General features: G+C 62.9%; 23 protein-coding genes. 19 read left to right on the top strand and 4 right to left on the bottom strand.

Annotation, left to right across the window (positions count from 1 at the left end):
- Positions 1–118: 118 nt before the first annotated feature.
- From RG2_RS07175 to RG2_RS07265, 19 genes are all read left to right on the top strand, one after another.
- The gene (locus tag RG2_RS07175) at positions 119–1,750 is read left to right on the top strand and encodes a UDP-N-acetylmuramoyl-L-alanyl-D-glutamate--2,6-diaminopimelate ligase (RefSeq protein ID WP_033231446.1); all 1,632 of its coding nucleotides are present in this window, start codon (positions 119–121) and stop codon (positions 1,748–1,750) included.
- Entirely contained in the window at positions 1,747–3,246 is a 1,500-nt protein-coding gene (locus RG2_RS07180; protein ID WP_033231004.1) for a UDP-N-acetylmuramoyl-tripeptide--D-alanyl-D-alanine ligase, read from the top strand. Before RG2_RS07175 ends, RG2_RS07180 begins: the two co-directional genes overlap by 4 nt.
- Positions 3,243–4,325, top strand: coding sequence for a phospho-N-acetylmuramoyl-pentapeptide-transferase (mraY, locus tag RG2_RS07185; RefSeq protein WP_033231003.1), 1,083 nt, complete (start codon positions 3,243–3,245; stop codon positions 4,323–4,325). The genes RG2_RS07180 and mraY overlap by 4 nt, the downstream gene beginning before the upstream one ends.
- Before the next feature lie 2 nt (positions 4,326–4,327).
- The gene (gene murD, locus RG2_RS07190; protein WP_371851294.1) at positions 4,328–5,845 is read left to right on the top strand and encodes a UDP-N-acetylmuramoyl-L-alanine--D-glutamate ligase; all 1,518 of its coding nucleotides are present in this window, start codon (positions 4,328–4,330) and stop codon (positions 5,843–5,845) included.
- Complete coding sequence (gene ftsW, locus RG2_RS07195) at positions 5,842–7,245, top strand: putative lipid II flippase FtsW (RefSeq protein ID WP_033231002.1); 1,404 nt, start codon at positions 5,842–5,844, stop codon at positions 7,243–7,245. The genes murD and ftsW overlap by 4 nt, the downstream gene beginning before the upstream one ends.
- Complete coding sequence (gene murG / locus RG2_RS07200; RefSeq protein ID WP_033231001.1) at positions 7,242–8,432, top strand: undecaprenyldiphospho-muramoylpentapeptide beta-N-acetylglucosaminyltransferase; 1,191 nt, start codon at positions 7,242–7,244, stop codon at positions 8,430–8,432. The genes ftsW and murG overlap by 4 nt, the downstream gene beginning before the upstream one ends.
- A complete protein-coding gene (murC, locus tag RG2_RS07205; protein ID WP_033231000.1) occupies positions 8,429–9,937 on the top strand; it encodes a UDP-N-acetylmuramate--L-alanine ligase in 1,509 nt (502 codons plus the stop codon). Before murG ends, murC begins: the two co-directional genes overlap by 4 nt.
- Positions 9,934–10,740: a cell division protein FtsQ/DivIB gene (locus RG2_RS07210; RefSeq protein WP_080711560.1), complete on the top strand. Its 807-nt coding sequence runs from the start codon at positions 9,934–9,936 to the stop codon at positions 10,738–10,740. The genes murC and RG2_RS07210 overlap by 4 nt, the downstream gene beginning before the upstream one ends.
- A gap of 226 nt (positions 10,741–10,966) precedes the next feature.
- On the top strand, positions 10,967–12,154 hold the full coding sequence (gene ftsZ / locus RG2_RS07215) for a cell division protein FtsZ (protein ID WP_033230999.1): 1,188 nt from the start codon (positions 10,967–10,969) through the stop codon (positions 12,152–12,154).
- A gap of 144 nt (positions 12,155–12,298) precedes the next feature.
- Complete coding sequence (gene pgeF, locus RG2_RS07220) at positions 12,299–13,054, top strand: peptidoglycan editing factor PgeF (protein ID WP_033230998.1); 756 nt, start codon at positions 12,299–12,301, stop codon at positions 13,052–13,054.
- 9 nt (positions 13,055–13,063) lie between these two features.
- Complete coding sequence (locus RG2_RS07225) at positions 13,064–13,822, top strand: YggS family pyridoxal phosphate-dependent enzyme (RefSeq protein WP_033230997.1); 759 nt, start codon at positions 13,064–13,066, stop codon at positions 13,820–13,822.
- 82 nt (positions 13,823–13,904) lie between these two features.
- A complete protein-coding gene (locus tag RG2_RS07230; RefSeq protein ID WP_033230996.1) occupies positions 13,905–14,555 on the top strand; it encodes a cell division protein SepF in 651 nt (216 codons plus the stop codon).
- A gap of 189 nt (positions 14,556–14,744) precedes the next feature.
- Entirely contained in the window at positions 14,745–15,032 is a 288-nt protein-coding gene (locus RG2_RS07235) for a YggT family protein (protein WP_033231443.1), read from the top strand.
- Between the two features lie 117 nt (positions 15,033–15,149).
- Entirely contained in the window at positions 15,150–15,980 is an 831-nt protein-coding gene (wag31, locus tag RG2_RS07240; RefSeq protein ID WP_033230995.1) for a DivIVA-like cell division protein Wag31, read from the top strand.
- Between the two features lie 49 nt (positions 15,981–16,029).
- Positions 16,030–16,293: a hypothetical protein gene (locus RG2_RS07245; RefSeq protein WP_033230994.1), complete on the top strand. Its 264-nt coding sequence runs from the start codon at positions 16,030–16,032 to the stop codon at positions 16,291–16,293.
- A gap of 228 nt (positions 16,294–16,521) precedes the next feature.
- A complete protein-coding gene (ileS, locus tag RG2_RS07250; RefSeq protein WP_051730194.1) occupies positions 16,522–19,686 on the top strand; it encodes an isoleucine--tRNA ligase in 3,165 nt (1,054 codons plus the stop codon).
- A 59-nt stretch (positions 19,687–19,745) separates the two neighbouring features.
- A complete protein-coding gene (locus RG2_RS07255; protein WP_033230993.1) occupies positions 19,746–20,093 on the top strand; it encodes a TfoX/Sxy family protein in 348 nt (115 codons plus the stop codon).
- Between the two features lie 36 nt (positions 20,094–20,129).
- Positions 20,130–21,482: a DNA polymerase IV gene (locus tag RG2_RS07260; RefSeq protein WP_051730193.1), complete on the top strand. Its 1,353-nt coding sequence runs from the start codon at positions 20,130–20,132 to the stop codon at positions 21,480–21,482.
- A 117-nt stretch (positions 21,483–21,599) separates the two neighbouring features.
- Positions 21,600–22,094: a WKL family lipoprotein gene (locus RG2_RS07265; protein WP_033231440.1), complete on the top strand. Its 495-nt coding sequence runs from the start codon at positions 21,600–21,602 to the stop codon at positions 22,092–22,094.
- 72 nt (positions 22,095–22,166) lie between these two features.
- Here the strand turns inward: RG2_RS07265 and gad are convergent, their stop codons facing one another.
- From gad to RG2_RS07285, 4 genes are all read right to left on the bottom strand, one after another.
- Positions 22,167–23,558 (bottom strand): glutamate decarboxylase, encoded by a 1,392-nt coding sequence (gene gad, locus RG2_RS07270; RefSeq protein ID WP_033230992.1) that lies wholly within the window; start codon positions 23,556–23,558, stop codon positions 22,167–22,169.
- Between the two features lie 119 nt (positions 23,559–23,677).
- Positions 23,678–24,013, bottom strand: coding sequence for a hypothetical protein (locus tag RG2_RS07275; RefSeq protein ID WP_133637953.1), 336 nt, complete (start codon positions 24,011–24,013; stop codon positions 23,678–23,680).
- A 139-nt stretch (positions 24,014–24,152) separates the two neighbouring features.
- Positions 24,153–25,919 (bottom strand): flavin-containing monooxygenase, encoded by a 1,767-nt coding sequence (locus RG2_RS07280; RefSeq protein ID WP_033230990.1) that lies wholly within the window; start codon positions 25,917–25,919, stop codon positions 24,153–24,155.
- 19 nt (positions 25,920–25,938) lie between these two features.
- Positions 25,939–26,781, bottom strand: a complete 843-nt coding sequence (locus RG2_RS07285) for a mycofactocin-coupled SDR family oxidoreductase (RefSeq protein WP_033230989.1) — start codon at positions 26,779–26,781, stop codon at positions 25,939–25,941.
- Positions 26,782–26,878 lie beyond the last annotated feature (97 nt).

Below are 26,878 nucleotides of genomic sequence, written 5' to 3' on the forward strand. Positions count from 1 at the left end.
CACGATCCACGCGGTCTTCGGGGTGTTCCTGCACGCGGTAATCTCATACGTCGCAGTTTTCGGTTGTCCGAATCTGCGACTGCCATGACCAACGACAATCGCCAGGAGTCGAGTGACAGTGCCGAATCGTTCGCAATCGTCAGAGCCGGGTGTAGCGGTGAACGCACGACCGGCGAATCCGATTGAGACGGCGATCACGGCCTTGGCGGAGTTGTCCGGAGCCCGACTCGACTGGCTGCACGCGGAATGGTCGGGTGCCGGGAAGGCCGCCACCGTCGTATCGGGTGTCGACCTGCGTGCGCAGGACATCGTCGCCGGCGATTTGTTTGCCGCGCTGCCGGGCGCACGCTCGCACGGCGCGCAGTTCGCCGGTGACGCATTGGCCAGTGGAGCTGCCGCGATCTTGACCGACGACGACGGGTTGGCGTTGTTGCGCGCGTCGAACCCGAGCGTCGACCGGCCGGTGATGGTTCTCGTTCACCCGAAGCCTCGGGATGTCCTCGGCGAGATCTCGGCTGAGATTTACAGCCGACCGTCGGAGAAGATGCAGGTCATCGGCATCACCGGTACATCGGGGAAGACCACAACGTCCTACCTGTTGGAAGCGGCGTTGGTCGGTGCCGGACGAAACCCCGGTCTGGTCGGCACCATCGAGACCAGAATCCATGGGCGTCGGGTTCCGAGCGCTCTCACCACGCCTGAGGCCCCACACCTCCATGCCTTGTTTGCCGTGATGGCAGAGCAGGGTATCGATACCGTTGTGATGGAAGTGTCGAGTCACGCGCTTTCCCTCGGCCGCGTCGACGGCATCCGATTCGACATCGGAGCGTTCACCAACCTTTCGCAGGATCACCTGGACTTTCACCGAGATTTCGAAGAGTACTTCGCTGCGAAGGCCCGTTTGTTCGATCCGGCGTCCACAGTTCACGCCGAAAGTTCCGTTATCTGCGTCGACGACGGGTGGGGACGTCGGATGGCAGAAGTGGCGTCCGCAGGCGACGTGACAACGGTGGCGACCACGGAAGCCGAGTCCGACTGGAAGGTCGGTTCGGTCGAGGTTGCAGCCGACGGTTCCCAGTTGTTCGACCTTTCCGGACCGAATGAGCAGTCATGGCCGGTGTCCTTGCGACTGCCGGGTCGATACAACGTGGCAAACGCCGCGCTGGCTCTGACGGTGAGCGCGAAGGCCGGTATCGATGTGCAATCGGCGGTGGCGGCGGTGGGATCGGTAGACGTTCCAGGCCGCGTGCAGCGAATCGACCGCGGTCAAGATTTCCTCGCCGTGGTCGACTACGCGCACAAACCCGCCGCGCTCGAGGCTGTCATCGCGACGCTGCGTAATCAGGTTTCCGGACGCGTCGGGGTTGTTGTCGGTGCCGGCGGTGATCGTGATGCGGGTAAACGCGCTTTGATGGGGGAGGCCGGCGCGAGAGGCAGCGATCTGCTGATCGTCACCGACGACAACCCTCGGACCGAAGTACCTTCCACGATTCGCGCAGCAGTGATGGCCGGGGCGCTCGCGGTCCCGGAATCCGAGCGTGGGGTTGTGCTCGAAGTCGGGGACCGAGCGGAAGCGATCGAACAAGCCGTTCGTTGGGCACAGCCCGGCGACGTAGTACTGGTGGCCGGCAAGGGCCACGAAACAGGTCAGGAAATCGACGGGGTCAAGCACCCGTTCGACGACCGCGAGGTGCTGGGAGACGCGATCGACCGGATCGCGATCAACACAGCGCATGGAGGCACGAAATGATCCCGATGACGCTCTCTCGGATTGCCGAGATCGTCGGAGGAACTCTGCACGACGTCGACGATCCGTCGGCAATGGTGACAGGGACCGTCGAATTCGATTCTCGCAGAGTAGGTCCGGGTGGACTGTTCCTGGCGCTGCCAGGCGCTCGCGTCGACGGTCACGAGCACGCCGAAGCAGCGGTTGCGGCCGGTGCGGTAGCTGTGCTCGCCGCGCGGCCGGTGGGAGTACCCGCCATCGTGGTGTCGCCCGCGCAGACGACCGGTCCGAGTTCGGTCATGGCGCTCGAGCACGACGCCGACGGTTCCGGTGCGGCAGTACTGAACGCGTTGGGGCTGTTGGCGCGCGCGGTAGTCGATACGTTGTCGGCGCAAAGCGGTCTCACTGTTGTCGGGATCACCGGATCGGCCGGCAAGACGTCCACCAAGGATCTTGTTGCTGCGGTACTGCGTGGTTCCGGCGAGGTTGTTGCTCCGCCCGGTTCGTTCAACAACGAATTGGGTCACCCGTGGACCGCGCTTCGTGCGGACGAGCAGACCAAATTCCTGGTATTGGAAATGTCGGCCCGCGGCCTCGGTCACATCGCGGAGTTGGCGCGGATCGCTCCGCCCAAGATCGGCGTTGTGCTGAACGTGGGTACTGCGCACCTCGGTGAGTTCGGCTCCCGTGAGGCGATCGCAGCCACCAAAGGTGAACTGGTCGAAGCACTTCCGTCGGCGGCTGATGGCGGCGTCGCCATCCTCAACGCCGATGATCGTATGGTCGCGGCCATGGCGTCGCGGACCGCAGCACGGGTGGTGTTGGTTGGTCAGTCCGAAGGTGCGCACGTGCGCGCGACGGACGTGACCGTCGATGATCAGGCTCGTGCGAGTTTCACTCTGAACTCGGAGAAGGGTTCTGCGCGAATCCGTCTCGCGGTTCACGGTGAACATCAGGTCGGCAACGCGCTTGCCGCGGCCGCAGTTGCACTCGAGAACGGCGTGGAGGTCGCCGAGATCGCCCGCATCCTCGAAGACACCAAGGCCGCGTCGGCCCGGCGCATGGACGTCAGCGACCGCAGCGACGGCGTCACCGTGATCAACGACAGTTACAACGCCAATCCGGACTCGATGCGCGCAGCGCTCAAGGCGTTGGTGTCGATGGCCAGATCGGACCGTCATTTCGGCCGTCGCAGCTGGGCTGTGCTCGGTGAGATGGCGGAACTCGGTCCCGAGTCGGTAGTCGAGCACGATGCGATCGGCCGACTGGCCGTGCGGCTCGACGTCACGAAGCTCATTGTTGTCGGCACCGGTCGTCCGGCCCGCGCGATGCACCAGGGCGCAGTGATGGAGGGCTCATGGGGTGACGAGTCGATGGTTGTCCCGGACGCTGCCGCGGCCTTGAAGGTGCTCGAGGCGGAACTGGAGCCAGGTGATCTGGTGCTGGTCAAGGCTTCACAGTCGATCGGACTCTGGACGGTCGCCGAGGCGGTCCTGGCGCAGAAGCAGGTGTCGGAGTGATCCAGATTCTGCTGGCCGCGGGCATCGCTCTCGCGGTCTCGATCATGCTCACGCCGATTCTGATCAAGGCGTTTGCAAAACAGGGATTCGGCCAGGAGATCCGCACCGAAGGCCCGGCCAGTCACCAGGCGAAGCGTGGAACACCCACGATGGGTGGCGTCGCTATCCTTGCCGGAATCTGGGCGGGGTACTTCGGAACGCATCTCATCGGAATGGGCATCGACGGGGCGGAGGGTCCGACCGCGTCCGGGTTGCTGGTTCTCGGTCTGACAACGGCGCTCGGCGGCGTCGGCTTCCTCGACGACTTCATCAAGATCCGCAAGCAGCGCAATCTCGGTCTGAACAAGACGGCAAAACTGGTGGGGCAGTTTGTCGCGGCCGTGATCTTCGGAATCCTCGCGTTGCAGTTCCGCGGCGCCGACGGTCTGACGCCGGGCAGCGTCCACCTGTCCTACGTGCGTGACATCGCCACGGTGTCGCTCGGTTCGGTCGTCTTCATCGCGTTCTGCTACTTGCTGGTCAGTGCGTGGTCGAATGCCGTCAACCTCACCGACGGCCTCGACGGACTTGCGGCGGGCGCAATGAGCTTCGTTCTCGGCGCCTACGTCATCATCACGTTCTGGCAGTTCCGCAACTCGTGCGAAACCAGTCCGGTCAAGGGTTGCTACGACGTGCGTGACCCGCTCGATCTGGCCTTGATCTGCGCTGCCGGCGCCGGTGCGTGTATCGGATTCCTGTGGTGGAACGCCGCTCCCGCAAAGATATTCATGGGTGATACCGGTTCGCTGGCCCTCGGCGGCATGCTTGCCGGACTCTCGATCACCACCAACACCGAACTCTTGATGGTTGTCATCGGCGCACTGTTCGTCGCTGAGGCTGCGTCGGTGGTGATCCAGGTAGCAGTATTCAAGTCCAGCCGTCGACGGGTATTCCGAATGGCACCGTTCCACCATCACTTCGAACTTGCCGGGTGGGCGGAAACCACGGTCATCATCAGATTCTGGCTGCTCGCCGCGATTGCGTCGGCGATCGGGCTTGCACTCTTCTACAGCGAATTCCTCGCAGCTATCGGAGGCTGACCGTGACCGAAGCTGGAGCGAACGACCTGAGTTGGCTACGCGGACAACGCGTTCTGGTGGCCGGTGGCCGGGTATCCGGCCAGGCCACGATCGAACCTCTGGTCGCACTTGGTGCTTCGGTGACCGTCGCCGATTCCACCCTGGATTTTGCCGATCGATGCGCCGAACTCGGTGCAGAGACCACCGTCACGACCAGTTCGATCGAGGAAGATCGTGGTTTGATCACGCAGTTCGCGCTGGTTGTCACGAGTCCCGGGTTCCGGCCGGACGCCCCGATTCTGGCGGCCGCCGCCGGACACGGGATTCCTATCTGGGGCGACGTCGAACTGTCCTGGCGCATCGACCACTGCGGTCTCTACGGTCCGCCGCGAAAGTGGTTGGTGGTCACGGGCACGAACGGTAAGACGACCACTACGTCGATGCTCGCGTCCATCCTCGACGCTGCGGGTCTCGAAGGGCGGGCGTGCGGCAACATCGGACTTCCAGTGCTGTCTGCGCTGTCGGACACGTCGCCGCGAGTCGATTACCTGGCCGTCGAACTGTCGTCGTTCCAGTTGCACTGGGCGCCGTCGGTGCGCCCGGACGCCGGTGTTGTCCTCAACGTGGCCGAGGATCATCTCGATTGGCACGGCGGGATGGCCGCGTATGCGGAGGCCAAGGCTCGGGCCCTCAGTGGCAAGGTCGCGGTAGTCGGACTCGACGATGCGATTGCCGCAGAGCTCGGTGCCGGCGCCGAGGCCGACATCGTGGTGGGGTTCCGGTTGGGCGCTCCGGCGCCCGGCGAGTTGGGTGTGTCGGACGGCCATCTGGTCGACAACGCATTCGGCGACGGCCTGCAGTTGGCCGAGGCCGCGGACATCGATCCGCCTGGCCCCGCCGGTGTCATGGATGCGCTTGCCGCAGCGGCCCTCGCGCGGGCTGTGGGAATCGAACCTGACTCTGTGCGGGCCGGATTGACGGCTCACAAGGTCGGACCGCACCGGGGCGCAGTTGTCGGTGATGTCGGGTCGGTGCTGTACGTCGACGATTCCAAGGCAACCAACCCGCATGCTGCTCGCCCGTCGATCCTGGCTCACGATCGAGTCGTGTGGGTGGCCGGTGGTCTGCTCAAAGGGGCCAGTGTCGACGAGTTGGTGACAGAGGTCCGCAGCCGACTTGCCGGCGCGGTGTTACTCGGACGCGACGCGGGCGACATCGAGCAGGCATTGACGCGACACGCGCCCGAGGTCCCCGTAGTCCGCGTGATGACGGGGGACGATGCAGACGTGAGTGAAAATCTCAGCTCGTCGACGCAGGTGATTCGGCTGCCATCCGGGTCCGATGCGGACGCCGTGATGGCGGCGGTGGTGAATCAAGCCGCTGCGCTGGCGTCGCCGGGTAGCGCGGTGGTTCTTGCTCCCGCCGCGGCGTCGTTGGACATGTTCGTCAGTTACGGCCACCGCGGCGACAGTTTTGCCGCGGCTGTCGGTGCACTGCCGGATCCGCCGGAACGCGCGAACAAGGCTGGGATCGCGGAATGACCAAGGGTCCCAAGACCCGAATCGGTGCCTGGCTTGCGCGGCCGTTGGCGTCATTTCATCTGGTGGTAACCGTCGCAGTGATGTTGACGGTCTTGGGACTTGTGATGGTTCTCTCGGCGTCGAGCGTCGAGGCTTATGCCGAAAACAAGTCGGCGTACTCGATGTTCTTGAAGCAGGCGATGTTCGCCGTTGTGGGATTTGTGTTGTTCTACGTCGCGTTGCGGTTGCCGATTCGTTCGATGCGCGCGATGTCGTTCCCGGTGTTCGTCACCACGGTTGTGCTGCTTGTCCTTGTTCTCATCCCGGGTATCGGGACCGAGGCGCAGGGCACCCGCGGTTGGTTTGTCATCGGTCCGCTGTCGGTGCAGCCGTCCGAGTTGGCCAAGATTGCGTTTGCGATCTGGGGAGCACACGTGTTGGCGTCGCGCCGCGGCGAGATCACAACCATCAAGGAACTACTCGTACCGCTGGTTCCGGCAGCGCTGGTGGTCTTCGTGTTGATCATCCTGCAGCCCGACCTCGGCACAACCGTCTCGCTCATCATCATTCTTTTTGCGCTGCTCTGGTACGGCGGATTGCCCGTCAAACTGTTCCTCGCGATTCTCGGAACCGGCGTGGTGTCGGTGGCGATTCTCGCGTTGACAGCGGGTTACCGCTCAGACCGAGTGCGCGCCTTCTTCGATTCGGATGCAGATCCGCAGGGCACCGGCTACCAAGCGCGTCAGGCTATGTACTCGCTGGCCGACGGGGGAATATTCGGTCGTGGACTCGGCCAGAGCGTGGCCAAGTGGAGTTACCTGCCCAACTCGCACAACGACTTCATCTTCGCGATCATCGGTGAGGAACTCGGATTTGTCGGCGGCGCTGCCGTCATCGGTCTCTTTGCTCTGTTCGTCTACACCGGCCTACGGATTGCGGCGCGGTCCTCGGATCCGTTCCTGCGAATCCTGACCGCGACGGTGACGACCTGGATCACCGGGCAGGCGTTCATCAACATCGGATACGTCGTGGGGCTACTGCCCGTCACGGGTCTGCAGCTGCCTCTCGTGTCGGCAGGCGGAACGTCGACGGCAACCACGTTGTTCATGTTCGGCGTCGTCGCCAATGCCGCACGTCACGAGCCTGAAGCGATCGCCGCCCTGCACTCCGGTCAGGACGGTAGGATTTCCAAGCTGCTGCGGCTACCGATGCCGGTGCCGTTTCAGTCGGTCAGGCCGAGCCGGCCTCGCGGCAGCGTGGAATCGAGCCGCTCGCGCGGCAGCGCGGAATCGAGCCGCTCGCGCGGCAGTGCGGAATCGAGCCGCAAGGCCCCAGCAGGGCAGAATGGACGACGTCGGCAGGCGCCGACGCGCAAGACACACGATGCACATGAAGTTCGAGAGCGAGGAATTCGTAGGTGAGCGGCATTAATTCAGCTCTGTCGGTAGTGGTGGCAGGTGGAGGAACCGCTGGTCATATCGAGCCTGCTCTGGCAGTTGCGGACGCCGTGAAGGCGCTGGCACCCGACACCATCGTCACCGCGTTGGGAACCGCCCGCGGGCTCGAGACGACACTTGTTCCCGCCAGGGGATACACACTCGAACTGATTCCGCCGGTCCCGTTGCCGCGTAAGCCGACGATGGACCTGGTGAAACTCCCACTACGCATTCGAGCATCGGTGCGTAAGACACGTGAGGTGCTCGACGCAGTCGACGCCGATGTCATCGTGGGTTTTGGTGGGTATGTGGCACTGCCCGCGTACCTCGCCGCTCGCGGTGGGGTCTTGCGCCGCCGTCGCACCATTCCCATTGTCATCCACGAGGCCAACGCCAGCGCCGGCATCGCGAACAAGATCGGTGCGCGGCTGGCAACGCGTGTCCTGGCTGCAGTCCCCGGGTCCGGGGTGAAGAATCGCGGCGCGAGCGACGCGGACATCGTGGGTATTCCGGTGCGGGCATCCATCGCGAACTTCGACCGGGCCGGTTTACGGGCACAGGCGCGTGAATATTTCGGCCTTCCGCTCGATGGTCCGGTTCTGCTCGTATTCGGCGGATCGCAGGGGGCCAAGTCGCTCAACGACGCGGTGTCAGGCGCTGCCCGGGAATTGGCAGACGCGGGAATCTCGGTGTTGCACGCACACGGACCCAAGAACACGCTCGACGCCGCGCAGTTCTCGGAGGCTGCGCCGTACGTTGCCGTGCCGTATCTCTCGCGCATGGATCTTGCGTATGCCGCGGCCGACGCCGCAATCTGTCGCTCCGGCGCGATGACTGTGGCTGAGGTGTCCTCCGTCGGACTGCCGGCCGTCTACGTTCCGTTGCCACATGGAAACGGTGAGCAGGAGTTGAACGCAAAGCCAGTCGTCGCAGCAGGTGGTGCTGTGATCGTCAGCGACGCCGACCTGACTCCGGCATTTGTCGCCGACACCGTGGTGCCGTTGCTCACCGATTCGCCGCGACTGCAGGCGATGAGCGCGGCGGCTGCCGGTGTCGGGCACCGGACCGCGGCGACCGAGATCGCGCGGATCGTTCTGGACACTGCCCGGAAAAGCAACACAGATGCACGAAACAACACCGCAGTACGCAACACAAATAGGGGAAACCGATGACCGCGCTGCCCGCCCACCTCGAGCGAGTACACATGGTGGGTATAGGTGGTGCCGGCATGTCCGGCATCGCACGAATTCTGTTGTCCCGCGGCGGACTTGTATCAGGATCCGACGCCAAGGAAAGTCGCGGCGTGTTGGCTTTGCGGGCACGTGGAGCGCAGGTCCGGATCGGCCATGACGCCGACGCGTTGGATCTCCTTCCCGGCGGCCCCACTGTTGTCGTCACCACGCACGCGGCCATTCCCAAGGACAATCCGGAACTGGTCGAAGCAGCGCGTCGTGGGATTCCGGTGATTCTCCGGCCGGCGGTTCTCGCGTCGTTGATGGAGGGAAACCGCACGTTCCTGGTGTCGGGAACCCACGGCAAGACGTCGACCACGTCGATGTTGGTAGTCGCTCTGCAGCATTGCGGATTCGATCCGTCGTTTGCGGTGGGGGGCGAACTCAACGAGGCCGGAACCAACGCGCATCACGGTAGCGGCGACGTCTTCGTGGCGGAAGCCGACGAGAGTGACGGCTCGCTGCTGCAGTACGACCCCGACGTGATCGTCGTGACCAACATCGAAGCCGATCACCTGGACTACTTCGGAAGCGTCGAGAACTACGTGCAGGTCTTCGATGATTTTGTGGGCAAACTGGCTCCCGGTGGTCTCCTGATCGCCTGCCTCGACGACGCGGGTTCGGCGGATCTGGCCAAGCGGATCGTAGCTTCCGGCCGGGGCGATATTCGAGTCATCGGCTACGGCAGTGCAGATGCGGGAGATGCGGCGTTCGAGCCGGTCGACGGGGTCGAGGTGGGTGTGCGACTGCTCGATTTCCGGGCGCACGACGTCGGCGGAGTCCTGCAGTTCCAGTTGGCGGGGGAAAAGGCTGCGCGGACGGTTCGGATGGCTGTTCCCGGTCGTCACATGGCGTTGAACGCTCTGGCTGCGCTGTTGGCTGCGCGTGATGCCGGTGCGGAGATCGACGAGATCGTCGAAGGGCTCGCCGGATTCGGGGGAGTGCACAGGCGGTTCCAGTTCACGGGTCGTGAGCGCGGTGTGCGTGTGTTCGACGATTACGCCCACCATCCCACCGAGGTGCGAGCAGTTCTCGGCGCAGCCGCGGATCTTGTTCGGCCACAAGATGTTTCATCGGTTGCGAACTCTGCTGCCGGTCGCGTGATCGTGGTTTTCCAGCCGCACCTGTACTCACGTACGGCGACGTTTGCCGACGAGTTCGCGGCAGCGCTGGACCTTGCAGACGAGGTAGTCGTTCTCGACGTCTACGGTGCGCGTGAAGAACCGTTGCCCGGTGTCAGTGGGGCATTGGTTGCACAGGCTGTCACGAAACCCGTTCACTACCAGCCTGATCTGTCGCTCGCGCCGCGTCAGGTAGCCGGCCTGGCCGGTCCCGGTGACATCGTCATCACGATGGGTGCCGGTGACGTGACGATGTTGGGCAAACAGATCCTCGACGCGTTGCGCGCAGTTCCTCATCAGGCTTCGCGCACGCAGACGCGATGAGTTCGGACGCACGTAGCCGCCGCGGTCGTCGTGATCCGGCGGCCCGGCGTACCGCAGGCGCCAGAGCGCGAAGTACCCGCACAGAATCGCGATACTCGACCCGCGCTACTGCGCCGAAGCCGCCGCCGACACCGAAATCGCCTTGGTACAAGCGGCCGGTGGTGGTGGCGCCGCTGGCGGTCGTTGTTGTTGTCGGACTCGTTCTGACAGCGTGGTTGTCACCTGTTCTCTCGGTTCGTGGTACCGAAGTCAGGGGAGCGTCGACGGTATCCGAGGAGCAGATCCTGGAATTGCTGGCAATCCCTGCCGGTACGCCGTTGATGCGCGTCGATGCAGGTTCGGCAGCGGCACGTGTCGCGGCTATTCCGAAGGTTGCATCTGCGCGGGTGCAGCGGATGTATCCGTCGACAATTCGGGTGACGGTAACCGAGCGAGTCCCCATGGTGTTCGTGGATTCGCCGGAAGGCACCCATCTGCTGGACGAGAAGGGCGTCGACTTCGAGATCGGCGTCCCGCCGCCCGGCGTGCCCCGACTGGTGACGGCGACACCCGGATGGAACGACCCGCCGACCTTGGCTGCGCTCGAGGTGCTCGCGGCATTGCCGCCGGAGTTACGGATGCAGGTGGGAGAGGTTGCTGCCCGGTCCATTTCGGATGTCTCGATGACGTTGGTCGACGGGCGTGTCGTCAACTGGGGTGGCGTCGAGAAGTCGGATCGCAAGGCCGCGGTGACGCTGCCGCTGTTGACGCAGCCGGGCCAGACGTACGACGTGTCGAGTCCCGACCTTCCGACGGTGCGTTAGTTCAGGCGCGGAATGTGCGAACTCACGTCAAATACTTCCCGAAGTTTCGGCGCGCCTAATGGCGGATCGTGATGTCGATGCATAGCGTTTGGTTTCAGATCGAATACTTGACATAACTCTAACCCTGTGGTTGAGGTTGAGAGTTGAGATTCACCCGCTTTACCCAGTACCTGCTTTACCCAGCAATAGACAACAGCGCGTAATACGACACGGAAGGCGAGAGCCGATGACGCCCCCGCACAACTACCTCGCCGTAATCAAGGTCGTCGGCATCGGCGGCGGCGGCGTGAACGCAGTCAACCGCATGATCGAACAAGGACTCAAGGGAGTCGAGTTCATCGCGGTCAACACGGACGCGCAAGCCCTCCTGATGAGCGACGCCGACGTCAAACTCGATGTCGGTCGTGAACTGACCCGAGGCCTCGGCGCCGGTGCAGATCCCGAGGTCGGCCGCAAGGCCGCCGAGGATCACAAGGACGAAATCGAAGAGGTCATCAAGGGCGCTGACATGGTGTTCGTGACCGCCGGTGAGGGTGGTGGAACCGGAACCGGTGGTGCCCCTGTCGTCGCCAGCATCGCCCGGAAGTTGGGCGCCCTCACCGTTGGTGTCGTAACCCGGCCGTTCTCCTTCGAAGGCAAGCGTCGTGGTGGCCAGGCCGACACGGGCATCCAGGCGTTGCGTGAGTCGTGTGACACGCTCATCGTCATCCCCAACGATCGGCTCCTTCAGCTCGGGGACGCGGCTGTCAGTTTGATGGACGCATTCCGTAGCGCCGACGAGGTTCTGCTCAACGGCGTTCAGGGCATCACCGACCTGATCACCACCCCCGGACTGATCAACGTCGACTTCGCGGATGTGAAGGGCGTCATGTCCGGTGCCGGTAGTGCACTCATGGGCATCGGCTCCTCGCGAGGCGAAGGTCGGGCGATCAAAGCTGCTGAGTCCGCTATCAACTCACCGCTTCTCGAGGCGTCGATGGAAGGCGCCCGCGGCGTTCTGCTGTCGATCGCCGGTGGCAGCGATCTTGGTCTGTTCGAGATCAACGAAGCGGCTTCCCTCGTGCAGGAAGCCGCGCACATCGATGCCAACATCATCTTCGGAACGGTGATCGACGATTCACTCGGAGACGAAGTTCGTGTGACGGTCATCGCTGCCGGTTTCGACGGGGGAGCGCCTGCGCGTCGCCCCGTCGAGTCCGCGGCACCCGGCCGAGGAGCTATCGGAGCAGGGCGCGCCGGCGAGGTCGGACGTTCGCCGGTAGCTGCGGAACCGCCTGTGGAGCAGCAGGTTCCGGTTGCGCGCGAGCCGATTGGTTCGGGCTCGCTGCCGCCGATTGCTCCGCCGCGCCATGTTGCGCCACAGGAGGACGACGGCGATGACGACGTCGACGTTCCCGTCTTCATGCGTCGCTGAGTAGAGCGCCGCGCACGCTTTCGAGAGCAGGGTATCCAGATTTTCTGGGTACCCTGTTCTTGATTGATCCCTTATCTCTGTCCGGAAGCTGCCTCGGGATCATGTCCCGTGCAGCAGTGAACATTCGACGTTTGTGAGCACAAAATTTTGAGTACCGAGAACTCGACCGCCAATTTCCGAGTCCGCCGTGTCGTGACCAGTCGCGCTGGCGGTGTTTCGGAAGCGCCGTACGACTCGTTCAATCTCGGTGATCACGTCGGCGACAACGCCGAAGCCGTCGACGCAAACCGTCGACGCCTCGCACGCGAAATCGGAGTCGAGCCGAATCATCTTGTCTGGATGGAACAAATCCACTCGCGCAACGTAACCGTCGTTACCGAGCCGACGGACGAGGTCATCGAGGTGACCGACGCCTTGGTCACTACTGTCCCCGGGTTGGCACTGGCCACGCTCAGTGCCGACTGCGTTCCGGTGCTGCTGTCCGACGAGCAGGCCGGCGTCATCGCCGCCGTGCATGCCGGCCGGATCGGTGCGCGCCTCGGAATCGTGCCGCGGGTTCTGGCCGAGATGGTTCGCCAAGGCGCTGACGTCTCTCGGATCGGCGCCTTCCTCGGTCCGGCAGCCAGTGGCCGGCAGTACGAAGTGCCTGCCGAGATGCGTGCCGACGTCGAGAAGCATCTGCCTGGCAGTGCAACTCGTACCGCGAAGGGCACTCCCGGTCTGGACCTGCGGGCCGGAATCCGCAAACAACTCCTTGATGCCGGTGTTACGGGTGTCGCCGAGGATCCTCGTTGCACGATCGAGGACCGCGCACTGTTCAGTCACCGCCGCGATTCCCTCACCGGGCGTCAGGCTGCGGTGATCTGGATGGATCCGATCGTCGCTGTGGAAGACAACTAGGCCGATTGCATGAACGCCGACAATTCTGGACGCGTGGCCGAGATCTCGGCGGCACTCGATTCGGTGCGGTCCCGCCTCACTGCGGCGTGCGCCGCGGCAGGGCGTCCGGCTTCTGCCGTGACGCTTCTCCCGGTTACCAAGTTCTTCCCCGCGTCGGATGCGCGAATTCTGTATGAATTGGGTTGCCGCGAGTTCGGTGAGTCGCGCGAGCAGGAAGCGATAGCCAAGGTTGCGGAATTCGCCGCAGCGGCCGCCGGTGGTGCAATCGACGGGGCGGATCCTGTTCGGTGGCACATGATCGGTCAGTTGCAGCGAAACAAGGCACGTTCGGTCGCGAAGTGGGCCTACGCGATTCACTCGGTCGACAGTGCGCGGCTCGCGGACGCTCTCGATCGGGCCGCGCTCGACGCCCTCTCCGCCGGTGATCGCGCTGCACCGTTGCGAGTTCTGATTCAGGTGAGCCTCGACGCCGATCCGACGCGTGGCGGCATCGCGCTCGACGAGTTACCGGCACTCGCCGCGCGGATCGCGACGGCCGACGGTCTGGAACTGGCCGGGCTGATGGCCGTTCCGCCGCTGGGTTCGGACGCAGACGAGCAGTTTGCTCGCCTGCACGAGGTCCATCGGACCGTCCTCGAGTCGCATCCGCATGCGGTCGAGTTGTCGGCCGGAATGACCGGAGATCTCGAGGCTGCGGTTCGCCACGGATCGACTTGCGTGCGTGTCGGAACCGCACTGCTCGGCTCACGACCAGTAATCTCGAAATGATCGCTCTGGTGATCGCCCAACCCGTCCACACCGCGACCGGCCGCAGTCGGAGACAATCCGCCGCGCCAAGGAAGGTCGATCAATGAGCAACCTGCACAAGTTCAAGGCATATTTCGGCATGGTTCCCCTCGACGACTACGAGGACGAGTACGTAGAAGAACCCGATCAGGCTCGTCGCGCACCTCGTCGTAGCCATGACGGCTATGCCGAACGCGATGACCGCGAGTTTGCCGAGCCGGCTTTCTCGAAGGCTGGCTACGCGCCCAGCCGTCGGGATGAGGAAGAAGCCGAGTTCGATCGCTACGAATCACGTCCGAGAATGGACACGGTTGCCTCGCGTGGACCCCGTCCGTCGATGGCGCCTCGTCCCACCAGCCGGGGCAATCTTGCAGTTGACGCCCGCGCCGAGCGCCCTGAGGTTCGCCGCGCGCCCGCAGTCGACGACGGCGGCCCGTTGGCCAAGATCACGACTCTGCGTCCGCAGAGCTACGCCGAAGCCCGCACGATCGGCGAGCGCTTCCGCGACGGCACTCCGGTCATCATGGATTTGGTCGACATGAGCAACGCCGACGCGAAGCGACTGGTCGACTTCGCCGCGGGTCTCGCTTTTGCTCTGCGCGGCTCGTTCGACAAGGTCGCCACCAAAGTGTTTCTTCTCTCACCGGCGGACATCGATGTTTCCGCCGAGGAGCGTCGTCGTATCGCGGAGACGGGCTTCTACAGTCAGAAATGATGCTCTCGATCGTAGATAGCTCCTTGAACAGCCGAAACGCTGGACATTCTGTTGCGCTGGGGCCTGTGCAGGGGTCGCATGCCAGGGGTGTTCACGGTCTCGGCTCGGTGAGTTCGCAGCCTCGTAATCCGGCCTCGGATGGCGAGTGTCTGTTTTGGACGCGACGCAGAAGTCAGGCAGAGTGAGGGTGTGAACGCGCTTTTCGATGTGATCTACCTCGTGCTGGTTGTGTTTTGGCTTTTGCTGATCGGCAGAGTGATTGTCGAGTTCGTTCGTTCGTTCGCCAGAGACTGGCGTCCGTCGGGAGTGGTCGCCATCATTCTCGAAACCGTTTTTACGATCACCGATCCGCCGGTGAAGCTTCTCCGTAGGTTGATCCCCCCGATCAACCTGGGTGGGGTTCGCTTGGATCTATCCATCATGGTCTTGCTTTTCATCGTCATCATCCTGATGTCGGTTGTCGGCTCGGCCCGGTAATTGAGTGGGGTGTGCCAGAATGGAACCCATAACTCGCGTAGTGGTTAGCTGCTACGCACACCGTGCTGTAACTGAATGCTTGCTTGACCGCCAAATGACGCGTGAAGGGATCCTTCCATGCCGCAACTGACTCCAGCTGACGTGCACAACGTTGCGTTCAGCAAGCCGCCTATCGGCAAGCGTGGCTACAACGAAGACGAGGTCGACGCATTTCTTGATCTCGTCGAGCAGGCGCTCTCGCAGCTCATCGAGGAAAATGCAGATCTGCAACAGCGAGTAAGCGAGCTGGATCAGGAACTTGCTGCTGCAAAGAAGGCGCCGGCACCGGCTGCCAATGCAGGTGCCCCGGTAGCCCAGCCCAAGCCAGAACCGGCTCGCGTGGTCGAGGCTCCCAAGCCCGCTCCCGTCGTGGCACCGGTTCCCGTGGCTGCTGCCGCACAGGCTCCGCAGAGCGGCGACACCCACATGCAGGCAGCCAAGGTTCTCGGCCTGGCTCAGGAGATGGCAGATCGCCTCACCGGCGATGCCAAGGCAGAGTCCGAGCAGCTGCTCGGAAGTGCCCGCACCAACTCCGAGCAGCTGATGAGCGAGGCTCGCAGCAAGGCTGACGGCATGATCGCGGACGCTCGCAACAAGTCGGAAGCAATGCTCACCGATGCGCAGACCCGCTCGGAGACCCAGCTTCGCCAGGCTCAGGAGAAGGCCGATGCTCTCAAGGCAGACGCCGAGAAGAAGCACACCGAGATCATGGCGACCATCAACCAGCAGCGATCTGTCCTCGAGGGCCGCATCGAGCAGCTCAAGACGTTCGAGCGCGAATACCGGGTGCGCCTCAAGTCCTACCTGGAGTCGCAGCTCGAAGAGCTCGAACAGCGTGGTTCTGCGGTTCCGGTCGACGGTGGCCAGGAGTCCTTCAGCAGTCCGTCGTTCGCAAAGGGAAACAGCTGACCGAGGGATACTCGCCAGGTCAGCGCCGACATCGGGTAGAGGTTGACACGTGCTGGTCGTGACGATAGGACTCGCGGCGGCAGGATTTGCTTTCCTGATTATCGCGCTGACCACCGGGTCGATTATCTGGGCGTGGGCGTGTATTGCAATTTGTTTGGCGGGTGCCGTCCTCCTGCTGGTCAGTGCGCTGACCGGTAAGAGGGCGGTTCTGCCGTTGGACGAGCCGGATACAACCGCCGACGTCGACACACCGGACAACACGGATTTTCCGGGAAACCACGGTGGGTCGGCAAACGAAAACGGCGAGCATTAGACTGTTCGTCAAGAACAGGCTATTCACGAATTACAGGCGATGAACCGGCAATCACCGGGGAGCCTTCGGAAGAACGGTGTTCAGCCAGGCTCGGGCCTGTCAGGCACTCAGTAGAACCGAACGGGTGAGCCCGTCACAGCTCGCGAAGAGAGGCAACACGGAAGGCCGGCAAATTTTTTTGCCGGATTCACGTGATGCAAGCGGGGTGGTACCGCGGTACGTACGCAGATGCGCACGTATCGTCCCCGTGCCGAGTCGTACAGGCACGAGGAGATCGCAGTGGCGAATAACGGGTATCCCAAAGTCGATTACGGCGTCCCCGCCGACACCGGAGTCAAATTTCCGGCCCTGGAACAGAAGGTTCTGAAAGAGTGGGCCGACGACGACACGTTCCGGGCATCGGTCGACAATCGTGACGGCAACGAGGAGTTCGTCTTCTACGACGGCCCTCCGTTTGCCAACGGCTTGCCGCACTACGGTCACCTTTTGACGGGGTATGTCAAGGACTTGGTGCCCCGCTTCCAGACAATGCGCGGACGCAAGGTGGAGCGCCGGTTCGGTTGGGATTGCCACGGCCTGCCCGCAGAGCTCGAGGCCGAGAAGCAACTCGGCATCAAGGACAAGTCCGAGATCGACGTCATGGGACTTGCGAAGTTCAACGAGTACTGCAAGGCGTCGGTGCTCAAGTACACCGACGAGTGGCGTGAGTACGTCACCCGGCAGGCTCGCTGGGTCGACTTCGACAACGACTACAAGACCCTGGACCTCGACTTCATGGAGTCGGTCATGTGGGCATTCAAGGAGCTGCACGAGAAGGGCCTGATCTACCAGGGCTTCCGCGTTCTCCCGTACAGCTGGTACGAGCAGACACCGCTGTCCAACCAGGAAACTCGTCTCGACGACGCGTACAAGATGCGTCAGGATCCGGCGGTCACCGTCGAGATGCCGCTGGTTGCGCCCGGCTCACCGCTCGACGGTGCCAATGCCATCATCTGGACCACAACGCCGTGGACGCTGCCATCCAACCTCGCTTTGGCTGTTCATCCCGACATCGACTATGTCCAGGTTCTCGGTCAGGACGGCAAGCGCTACGTGCTCGCCGAAGCTCGGGTTGCTCACTACGCCCGCGAGTTGGGGGACGAGCCCGAGGTCGTTTCCCGGCACAAGGGCAGCGACCTGGTCGGCCTGTCGTACACACCGCCGTTCGACTTCTTCGTCGGGCACCCGAACGCCCATGTCGTGTTGTCGGCCGATTACGTCACCACCGATTCGGGTACCGGAATCGTCCACCTCGCACCGGCTTTCGGTGAAGAGGATATGGATGTTGCAACCGCCAACGGCATCGAGGTCGTTCAGCCCCTCGACCCCGGTGGAAAGTTCACGTCGATGGTGCCGCCGTACGAGGGTCTGATGGTGTTCGACGCCAACCCCGTCATCATCAAAGATCTCAAGGCTGCCGGAAACCTGTTGCGGCACGAGACGATCGAGCACTCGTACCCGCACAGCTGGCGCAGTGGTCAGCCGCTGATCTACATGGCGGTTCCGTCGTGGTTCGTGGCCGTCACCAAGTTCCGTGACCGCATGGTCGAACTCAACCAGGACATCACCTGGGTTCCCGAGCACATCCGCGACGGTCAGTTCGGCAAGTGGCTCGAAGGCGCTCGCGACTGGAACATCAGCCGAAACCGCTACTGGGGCAGCCCCATTCCGGTGTGGGTCTCCGATGATCCGCAGTACCCGCGTACCGACGTCTACGGTTCCCTGGATCAGTTGGAGGCAGACTTCGGTGTGCGCCCGACCGACCTGCACCGTCCGATGATCGACGATCTGGTGCGTCCGAACCCGGACGACCCGACCGGCAAGTCGATGATGCGTAGAGTTCCCGAGGTTCTGGACTGCTGGTTCGAGTCCGGTTCGATGCCGTACGCCCAGGTGCACTACCCCTTCGAGAACCGCGACTGGTTCGAGAGCCACTACCCGGGTGACTTCATCGTCGAGTACAACGGTCAGACCCGTGGCTGGTTCTACACCCTGCACGTTCTCGCGACGGCTCTGTTCGATCGTCCCGCTTTCAAAACTGTTGCAGCACACGGCATCGTTCTCGGTGACGACGGGCTCAAGATGAGTAAGTCCAAGGGTAACTACCCGGATGTCAAGGAGGTGTTCGACCGCGACGGCAGTGATGCCATGCGCTGGTTCCTCATGTCCTCACCCATCCTGCGCGGTGGCAACCTGGTCGTGACGGAGCAGGGCATCCGCGAAGGTGTGCGTCAGGCTTTGCTTCCACTGTGGAATGCCTGGAGCTTCCTGCAGCTGTATGCGCCGGAATGTGGTGTGTGGCGCACGGATTCGGAGAACATCCTCGACAAGTACATCCTCGCGAAGCTGGCGGGCACGAGGGACGTCATCACCGATGCCCTCGAGGCGAACGACATCGCGGGAGCTTGTGACGAGCTCCGGTTGTTCTGTGATGCACTCACCAATTGGTATGTGCGACGGTCGCGTTCACGCTTCTGGGACGAAGATCGTGATGCCATCGACACTCTGCACACTGTGCTAGAGGTTGTGACGCGTCTGGCTGCGCCTTTGCTGCCGTTGGTGTCCGAAGTGATCTGGCGTGGATTGACCGGGGAACGCTCGGTACATCTCGCCGATTGGCCGACGGAGTCCGAGTTGCCTGGCGATCCGGAACTCGTTGCCGCCATGGACGACGTGCGCACGGTGTGCTCGACAGTGTTGAGCTTGCGTAAGGCGCAGAACCTGCGTGTCCGTCTGCCGCTGCCCGAGGTTACGGTCGCAGCGCCGGACGCCGAGCGTCTGCGTCCGTTCCTCGGCCTGATCGCCGATGAGGTCAACGTCAAGAAGGTCGACCTGACCGAGGACGTCGACGTTCACGGTCGGTTCGAGATCGCGGTCAACGCGCGTGCTGCAGGTCCGCGTCTGGGTAAGTCTGTTCAGACCGTCATCAAGGCCGTCAAAGCCGGCGACTGGACCGAGAATGCGGACGGTGTAGTGGTTGCCGCCGGCATCGAGCTCTTGCCCGAGGAATACACGCAGAAACTGGTTGCAGCCGAGCCTGATTCGACTGCAGCGCTTCCCAATGGTGCAGGTCTTGTCGTGCTCGATTCCGTCGTGACGGAAGAGCTCGAGGCCGAGGGGTGGGCCAAGGACCGGATCCGCCAATTGCAGGATGCGCGCCGCGCCGCGGGACTCGATGTCTCGGATCGCATCAACGTTGTGCTCGAGGTGCCCGAGGATCGCAAGGACTGGGCAGATCGTCATCGCGACTTGATTGCCGGTGAGGTTCTGGCCACGTCGTTCACGATCGGCGAGGCCGGGGACGGTGCCGTCGATCTCGGCGACGGTATTCGCGCCGCGATCACGAAGGTCTAGTAGCTGACAACTACTCCGGTGCCCCGAAATATGTCGGAGCACCGGAGTAGTTTGCTCTCATGAGCGCGAGCAAGGACACCGTGGCACGCATTCTCGAGCAGTTGGAGCCGCTCGATGTCCGTGCGCGGGCTATGTTCGGTGAGTATGGCTTGTACTGCGACGAGAAGGTCGTTGGCTTGATCTGCGGTGACGTTCTGTACGTCAAGCCGACAGAGATCAGTGCGGAGTTCGGATCAGACGCAGACCTTGCGCCGCCGTACCCGGGCGCAAAGGAGTATTACCGGGTTCCAGAGGAGCGGTTTCACGACGTGGATCGGCTGCACGCATTCATTCAGCGAACCGCCGACGCGCTTCCACTGCCCAAGAAGAAGCCACCGAAGAAGGCCAAACCGAAGGTCCAGAAGTAATCCATTGCTCGCCGAGATCGAGAACTGTTACCGCCGATGAACCAGGGTGATCCCACACGAAGCCGCCGGTGGGTGCTTCATCTCGATATGGATGCCTTTTTCGCCTCCGCTGAGCAATTGACCCGACCGACGTTGCGCGGACGTCCCGTCATGGTGGGCGGTCTCGGTGGCAGGGGCGTGGTTGCCGGCGCAAGTTACGAGGCTCGCGCTTTCGGTGCCCGGTCCGCTATGCCAATGCATCAGGCAAGGCGCTTGGTGGGCGGCGGGGCAGTGGTCCTACCGCCGCGCATGTCGCTGTATTCGGTACTGAGTAAAGGGGCGTTCGAGGCGTTGCGTCTGCGCATGCCGGTGCTCGAACAGCTGTCGGTGGACGAAGCGTTTGGCGAACCGGCCGAGTTGGCAGGGGCCGGTGCGGACGAGGTGCGGGCGTTCTGTGAAGAACTGCGGGCTTTGGTGCTGGCAGAGACCGGGATGGTTGCGTCCATCGGCGCGGGTGCGGGCAAACAGGTCGCCAAGATTGCGTCGGGGCTGGCGAAGCCGAACGGTGTGGCGGTGGTGCCGCCGGGTCAGCAACACGAGCTCCTCGATTCCCTTCCGGTTCGCAAGCTGTGGGGAATCGGCCCGGTGGCTGAGGAGAAGCTCAAACGGTTGGGGATCGTGACTATCGGGGGGTTTGCGCGCACTCCGATATCGGAGGTCGCGTCCATCCTCGGTACGACGGTAGGCCCTGGCTTGCATCGTCTGGCGCAGGGTATCGACGATCGTCCCGTGGCCGAGCGCGCGGACTCCAAGCAGATCAGTGCGGAATCGACGTTCGCGAGCGACATCGTCACGTTGGGGCAGTTGCGTGCGGCGGTGGAGAACAGCGGTGGGGCGGCGTTCTCACGGTTGGAGAAGGACGGCCGCGCGGCGCGCACGGTCGTGCTCAAGCTGAAGAAATCCGACATGAGTGTGCTGACCAGGTCGGTGACGTTGCCATATGCCACCCTCGACCGGGCGATCCTGATTGCCACCGCGCAGAAGCAGGTGATCGATCCGGTGGAATTGGGGCCGATCCGGTTGGTGGGGGTGGGATTTGCCGGGCTCTCCACAGTGCGTCAGGGATCGCTGTTTCCGGAGTTGGATCAGGATGTGCCGGGATATCCGATGGACACTCTCGCGGAGGATCTCGACGAGAGTCCCATTCCTGCGCGGGTTCCGGAACGATACTGGCATCCCGGTCTGGATGTGAGCCATCCCGAATTCGGACACGGTTGGGTGCAGGGCGCCGGTCATGGTGTCGTGACCGTTCGCTTCGAAACCCGTTCCACAGGAACAGGAATCGCTAAAACCTTCACCGACGACGATGCGTCGCTTCAGGTGGCGGATGCACTCGACAGCCTTCTCTAAGGACACCCTTAGACTTTTTCGGCTTACCGTTGGGTAATGTTGTGGCGGACCGCGAGCGATGCACGTCAGTGCTGACAACGCTCGTTTGTGAAAACCGGAATGGATAGGACTGAGAAGTTGAAGCTTCGTAACATGACCGTCGCAGCCGTCGCGATTGCAGCGGCCCTGACGATGACTGCCTGCAGTTCCGAAGAGGCCGATCCCGCCCCCAAGACCACAACCTCCGCGAAGGCCACGACCACCACGGTCGAGGTCGCGCTGCCGACTGCAGCCGAGCTCAACGCCAAGATCGCGACGGCACTCGACGAGAGCGTTCCGTCTTCGGAGAAGGTCAAGTTCGTCGAGGGCGCAGACGCCGATCCCGAGCTGATCAACCAGGTCGCCGCGGCTGCCAAGGCTGCCGGCGCACAGGTCGAGGTTGTCGACCCCGTCACCGATTCGGGCAGCGACACGGCTACCGCACCGCTCGCCATCGTTATCAACGGCCAGCCCCTTGCCGGCGGCATGAACGCTGTCTTCGTGAACCTGGACGGCGAGTGGGCACTGTCCAAGACCACCGCTTGCCAGATCGTCAGCTTCGCTCAGCTGACCACCCCGGCTTGCGCTGCTTGATTTCAGCTAGCTGACAAAGCGGCCGCCGAACCCTCACGGGTTCGGCGGCCGCTTTTGTTTGTTCAGGTTCGCTTAGTGGTGGAATCCCTCGGTGACACGAGGCTTGGGCATCGGGCTGGACAGTTCGTCGAGGAACGCGGTTTCCTCTTCGATGACACCCAACAGGTTGGCAGCCAAGTCCATGCTCAGACCGTTACGCACGACAATGCGTTGCACGGTGAGGTCGGTGAGGTTGTCCGGCATGGGATAGGCCGGCACGAGCCAGCCCTTGGCGCGTAGTCGATCCGACAGGTCGTACAGCGTCCAATTCTCGGTGTGCCCGGCCTTCAGGCGCCACGCGAACACCGGAATATCGCTGCCGTCGTTCCAGAGTTCGAAGGCGTCGAGCTTGCCGATTCCTTCGGCGAGGAATTTCGCGACGTCCTGCGAGGACTGCTGGATGGAACGGTAACCGTCGTGGCCTAGCCGCAAGAACATGTAGAACTGCAAGATCACCTGGGCGCCGGGGCGCGAGAAGTTGAGTGCAAAGGTCGGCATGCTGCCGCCGAGATAACTGACTTTGAACACCAGATCCTCGGGGAGCAGGTCCTCCGAGCGCCACACCACCCAGCCAAGACCTGGGTACACCAGCCCGTATTTGTGCGCCGACGTGTTGATGGAATGAACTCGGGGGAGCCGGAAGTCCCATTCGATTTCCGGTTGGAGGAACGGTGCGATCATGGCGCCGGACGCTCCGTCGACGTGGATCGGGATGTCGAGTCCGGTCTTCTTCTGGATCGCGTCGAGTGCATTGGATATCTCGAGCACGGGTTCGTACATGCCGGTGTAGGTGACACCCATGATTGCGACGACACCGATGGTGTTCTCGTCGACGTACTTCTCGAGATCGTGCCCGTCGAGTGTGCGATGTTCCTCGCTGATGGGGACGTATCGCGCTTCGATGTCCCAGTAGTTGCAGAACTTTTCCCAGCACACCTGCACGGCTGAACTCATCACCATGTTCGGGCGGTCCACCGGTTTGCCTGCAGCGCGCCTGGCGTGCTGCCAGCGACGCTTGAGAGCGAGTCCGCCCAGCATGCAGGCTTCCGACGAGCCGATGGTCGACGTACCGATCGCGTCTTTCGGAGACGGTGCGTTCCACAGGTCGGCGAGCATCCGCCAGCAGTATGTTTCGATCGCGGCCGTCTGCGGGTACTCGTCCTTGTCGATCATGTTCTTGTCGAACGACTCTGAATACAAGCGCGTGGCGTGGTCGTCCATCCACGTGCCGACAAACGTCGCGAGATTCAAACGGGCATTGCCGTCCAACATCGTTTCGTCGTGGACGATTTGATAGGCAGTTTCGGGGAGCATGCCATCAGGTTCGAGAGTGTATTTCGAGGCAACCGAATCTTCTCCAGGTCTGGAGAAAATGGGATTCGCGGCGACGTAATCGGTATGTTCGGCTCTTCGCGGCTCTGGCATGAACTTCTGCTCCTCACAACGGTATTTCACGGTGGTCGGTGTCCTGATTGTTCGTATCCAGCTACCCCTTACCGTCCATTGCGGGAGGGAAGTTGTCAAAGGGAACTGTGATCAGTCGATCAGGCAGTCTGTGGCCTGAGCCTGCGCGCATCGTAGAACGCCGCGAAGTAACACAGCGTGGTGACAATCAGGAGTAAACCCGCGATGCGGGCGAAGGCGCGGTCGTCGAATGCCAGAATTGCCGTACCCGACACCCCGAGAGCGAGGACATAGACCAGCTTGGCCACCTGCCAACGGGGCGAGTCGGGACGGATCGCAGAAGGCTTGCCTCGCACGGTGATCCGCCAATCGAAAAGCAAGGGCAGCACCACCGCGACCCAGACGGCCGTACCGAAATCACCTTCGAGAATTCCGGCGACGGCGAGGAATACAGCACTGAGTACGAGAGTGGTCACCACGAGCACCTGCAGTTGTGATTGTGCAGTCACAGGAACCGTCATGCCTGTGTATACCCAGAGAAGGCGGCTGTATGCGGTTAGCGCGCAGCCGTTCTCAGGCCCGGAAGAAAGTCGGATGGTATCCGACATCTGATCGTCAGGTCAGCGTTGGTAATTCGACGCCGGTCAGGTCTGCCTTGATCTGCAACGCGAGGTACTTGCTGTAGTTACGCACCAGCATGAAGTTCCCACCGTGGATCCAGAACCGGTCGTGCCCGGACGCCCGCCACACCGACTGAAGCTCGCCCTCGTCGTCCAGATCCCAGACCGGACCGCAGGCGTCGGCGACGGCATCACCGAGGACGCGTCGTGCGGTGTCGAGAATTCCGCGGAACCCGGTGGCGCACACGATGGTGTCCGCCGGGACGTGGGTGCCGTCCGACATGATCAGCCCATCAGGCACGAGTCGCTCGACGGTCGAACCTGACACCAGTTCGATGCTGCCATCAGCGATGAGCGGGGAGGCGCCGACGTCGATGTAGTAACCGCCGTTGCGTGTCAGGAACAGCATCATCACTCCGGTGCCGTCCACACCGTCGGAGAGCACGAATCCCTTGGCGGCGAGAGCGTCGAGCAGGTCGCGGTCGTCCTCGGCCATTGCGGCGGACCCGTACTTCAAAGCCGCAAGAAATTGTGGATCGAGCCGTGCCGACGACGCGTCGAGCAGGTCGGCCACGTCCGTGGAGGTGTGTTCGCCGTAGCGCATCCGGCCTCGATCAGACAGGGTGTGCCCGCTCACCACGTGGGTGGGCCCACGCTGGATCAGTGTCACCTGCGCACCCGATTCGTAGAGATCCTGCGCGATGTCGTGGCCGCTGTTGCCGGTTCCGATCACCACGGTGCGGGTTCCCTTGCGTGCCGGTTCGGTGCGATACCGGCTCGAATGCAGCAGTTCGCCGGCAAAATCCTCGGCGCCCGCAAATTCTGGAAGGACAGGTTCGGTACCACTGAGACCTGTCGCGAGAACCACGTGGTGCGGACGTAGTGTGCGCCGTGTGCCGTTACGATCGACGACGACGGTCCAGCGCCGCTCGCCTGGATCGAATGTGGATTCCACAATCTCCGACCGCGTCCACACGTTCAGATCCATCGCACGTGAATATATTTCGAGCCAGTCGCCCATCTTGTCCTTGGGCGTGAAAACCGGCCAGGACGATGGGAATGGCATGAGCGGAAGATGATTCGACCAGACCGCGTCGTGTAGCACCAACGAGTCGTAGCGCCCGCGCCAGTTGTCGCCGACTCGATCACCGCGGTCGACCAGAAGGGTCCTGACTCCGAGCACGCCGAGTTGAGCGGCCAATGCCAGGCCCGAGTGGCCGGCACCGATTACGAGAACATCCGGATCGGCGTCGTGGCACTCGACTTCGCGGCTGCGCCGTGCCGACCAGTACTCCGGATGATCCCCCGTGCCGTCCGGTCGATGCTCGCCGGTGGTCGGTTCGTGGCCTGCCAGGGTATCCAGTGCGGTGAGGAGATTCCGGGCCCGCCAGGTGCCGTCGTCGAGGATCAGCCTGGCAACACCCCGTACGTGGCCGAGGTCGCTGTCGAACCGGAACAGTAGTTGGATCGTGGATCCGGACAGTGTCGGAACCAATGCTGGTGCGGCAACCGGGTCGAGGTGTTCGCCGTGCACGCGTTGCTCCAACGCGGACGCGATGACGGCATCGATCGGTGCGCTGCCGTTGAGACTGCGTAGGTCACCGGAGAAGGCGAGCAGATCGCGCCACCACACGTCGGGGTGTAGAACCATCTCAGCACCCACTCCGGAGCGGAGGAGGTCGGCAAAATCGGAGAGCCACTGTTCTGCCGTCGCCGCAACTGCGACCGTGTCGAGGTCGGCGGAATCCAATTGTGTTGTCATATACACACTTTCCGTGAAATCAGCGGGTGGTGAAGCCGGCGTCGACCTTCAGTTCGGTGCCAGTGACGTAGCGCGCCTCGTCAGAAGCCAGGAACAGGACCGCATTGGAGACGTCGATCGGATCGGCCCAGGGGACAGGCAAGGCGTTGGTTCCCGCGAAGAGCGGTGCCACCTGTTCCTTGGTCGGGTTCCGGATGCCGGGCAGGAAGAGGTTGAAGCAGCGATCGTTCATGATCATGTCGGTATCGGTTGCGCCCGGGTGGACGGTGTTCGCGCGGATGCCGTGTTCGCCGAGTTCGCTGACGAGCGTTCGCATCAGGCCGACGACCGCATGCTTGCTGGCGGCGTAGGCGCCGGCGTTGCGTGTGCCTTTGATTCCGGCTGTCGAGCTGGTGATGACGATCGACCCTCCGTCACCCTGCTCGATCAGGTGCGGTACTGCGGCTTTGCAGGTGTGCCACACGCCTTTGAGGTTGACGTCGAGTACGTCGTCCCACTCGTCTTCGGTAATCCGGTGTGCCGGTTCGCCACTGATGAAGATCCCGGCGTTTGCGACCACGATGTCGACGCGGCCGAGTTCCGCGACTCCGCGGTCGAGAAGCGTGCGCACCGAGTCGAAGTCGCGTACGTCGGCAATCCCGGCGTGGATGCGACGGCCGATCTTCTCGACTCCGCGAACTGTTTCGGCGAGGTCGTCCGGCGTGGCGGGAGGGTAGAACCGAGTGACCGTATCGATGCCGTCTGCGAGATCGAGGGCGATGATGTCGGCGCCTTCTTCGGCGAGCCGGAGCGCGTGACTGCGTCCCTGGCCTCGCGCTGCGCCGGTGATGAAGGCAACTTTTCCAGCTAGCCGTCCGGGCATCCTGCTCCTTCTGTCCGACGTCGTTGTCGTCCGGAAGGTAACGAGGATCACAGAAGCGTCAGCGCGGCACTCCCATTCAGTAGGACGGAGTCTGGGG

It is taken from the genome of Rhodococcus globerulus NBRC 14531 (assembly GCF_001894805.1).
GTDB classification, from domain to species: domain Bacteria; phylum Actinomycetota; class Actinomycetes; order Mycobacteriales; family Mycobacteriaceae; genus Rhodococcus_F; species Rhodococcus_F globerula.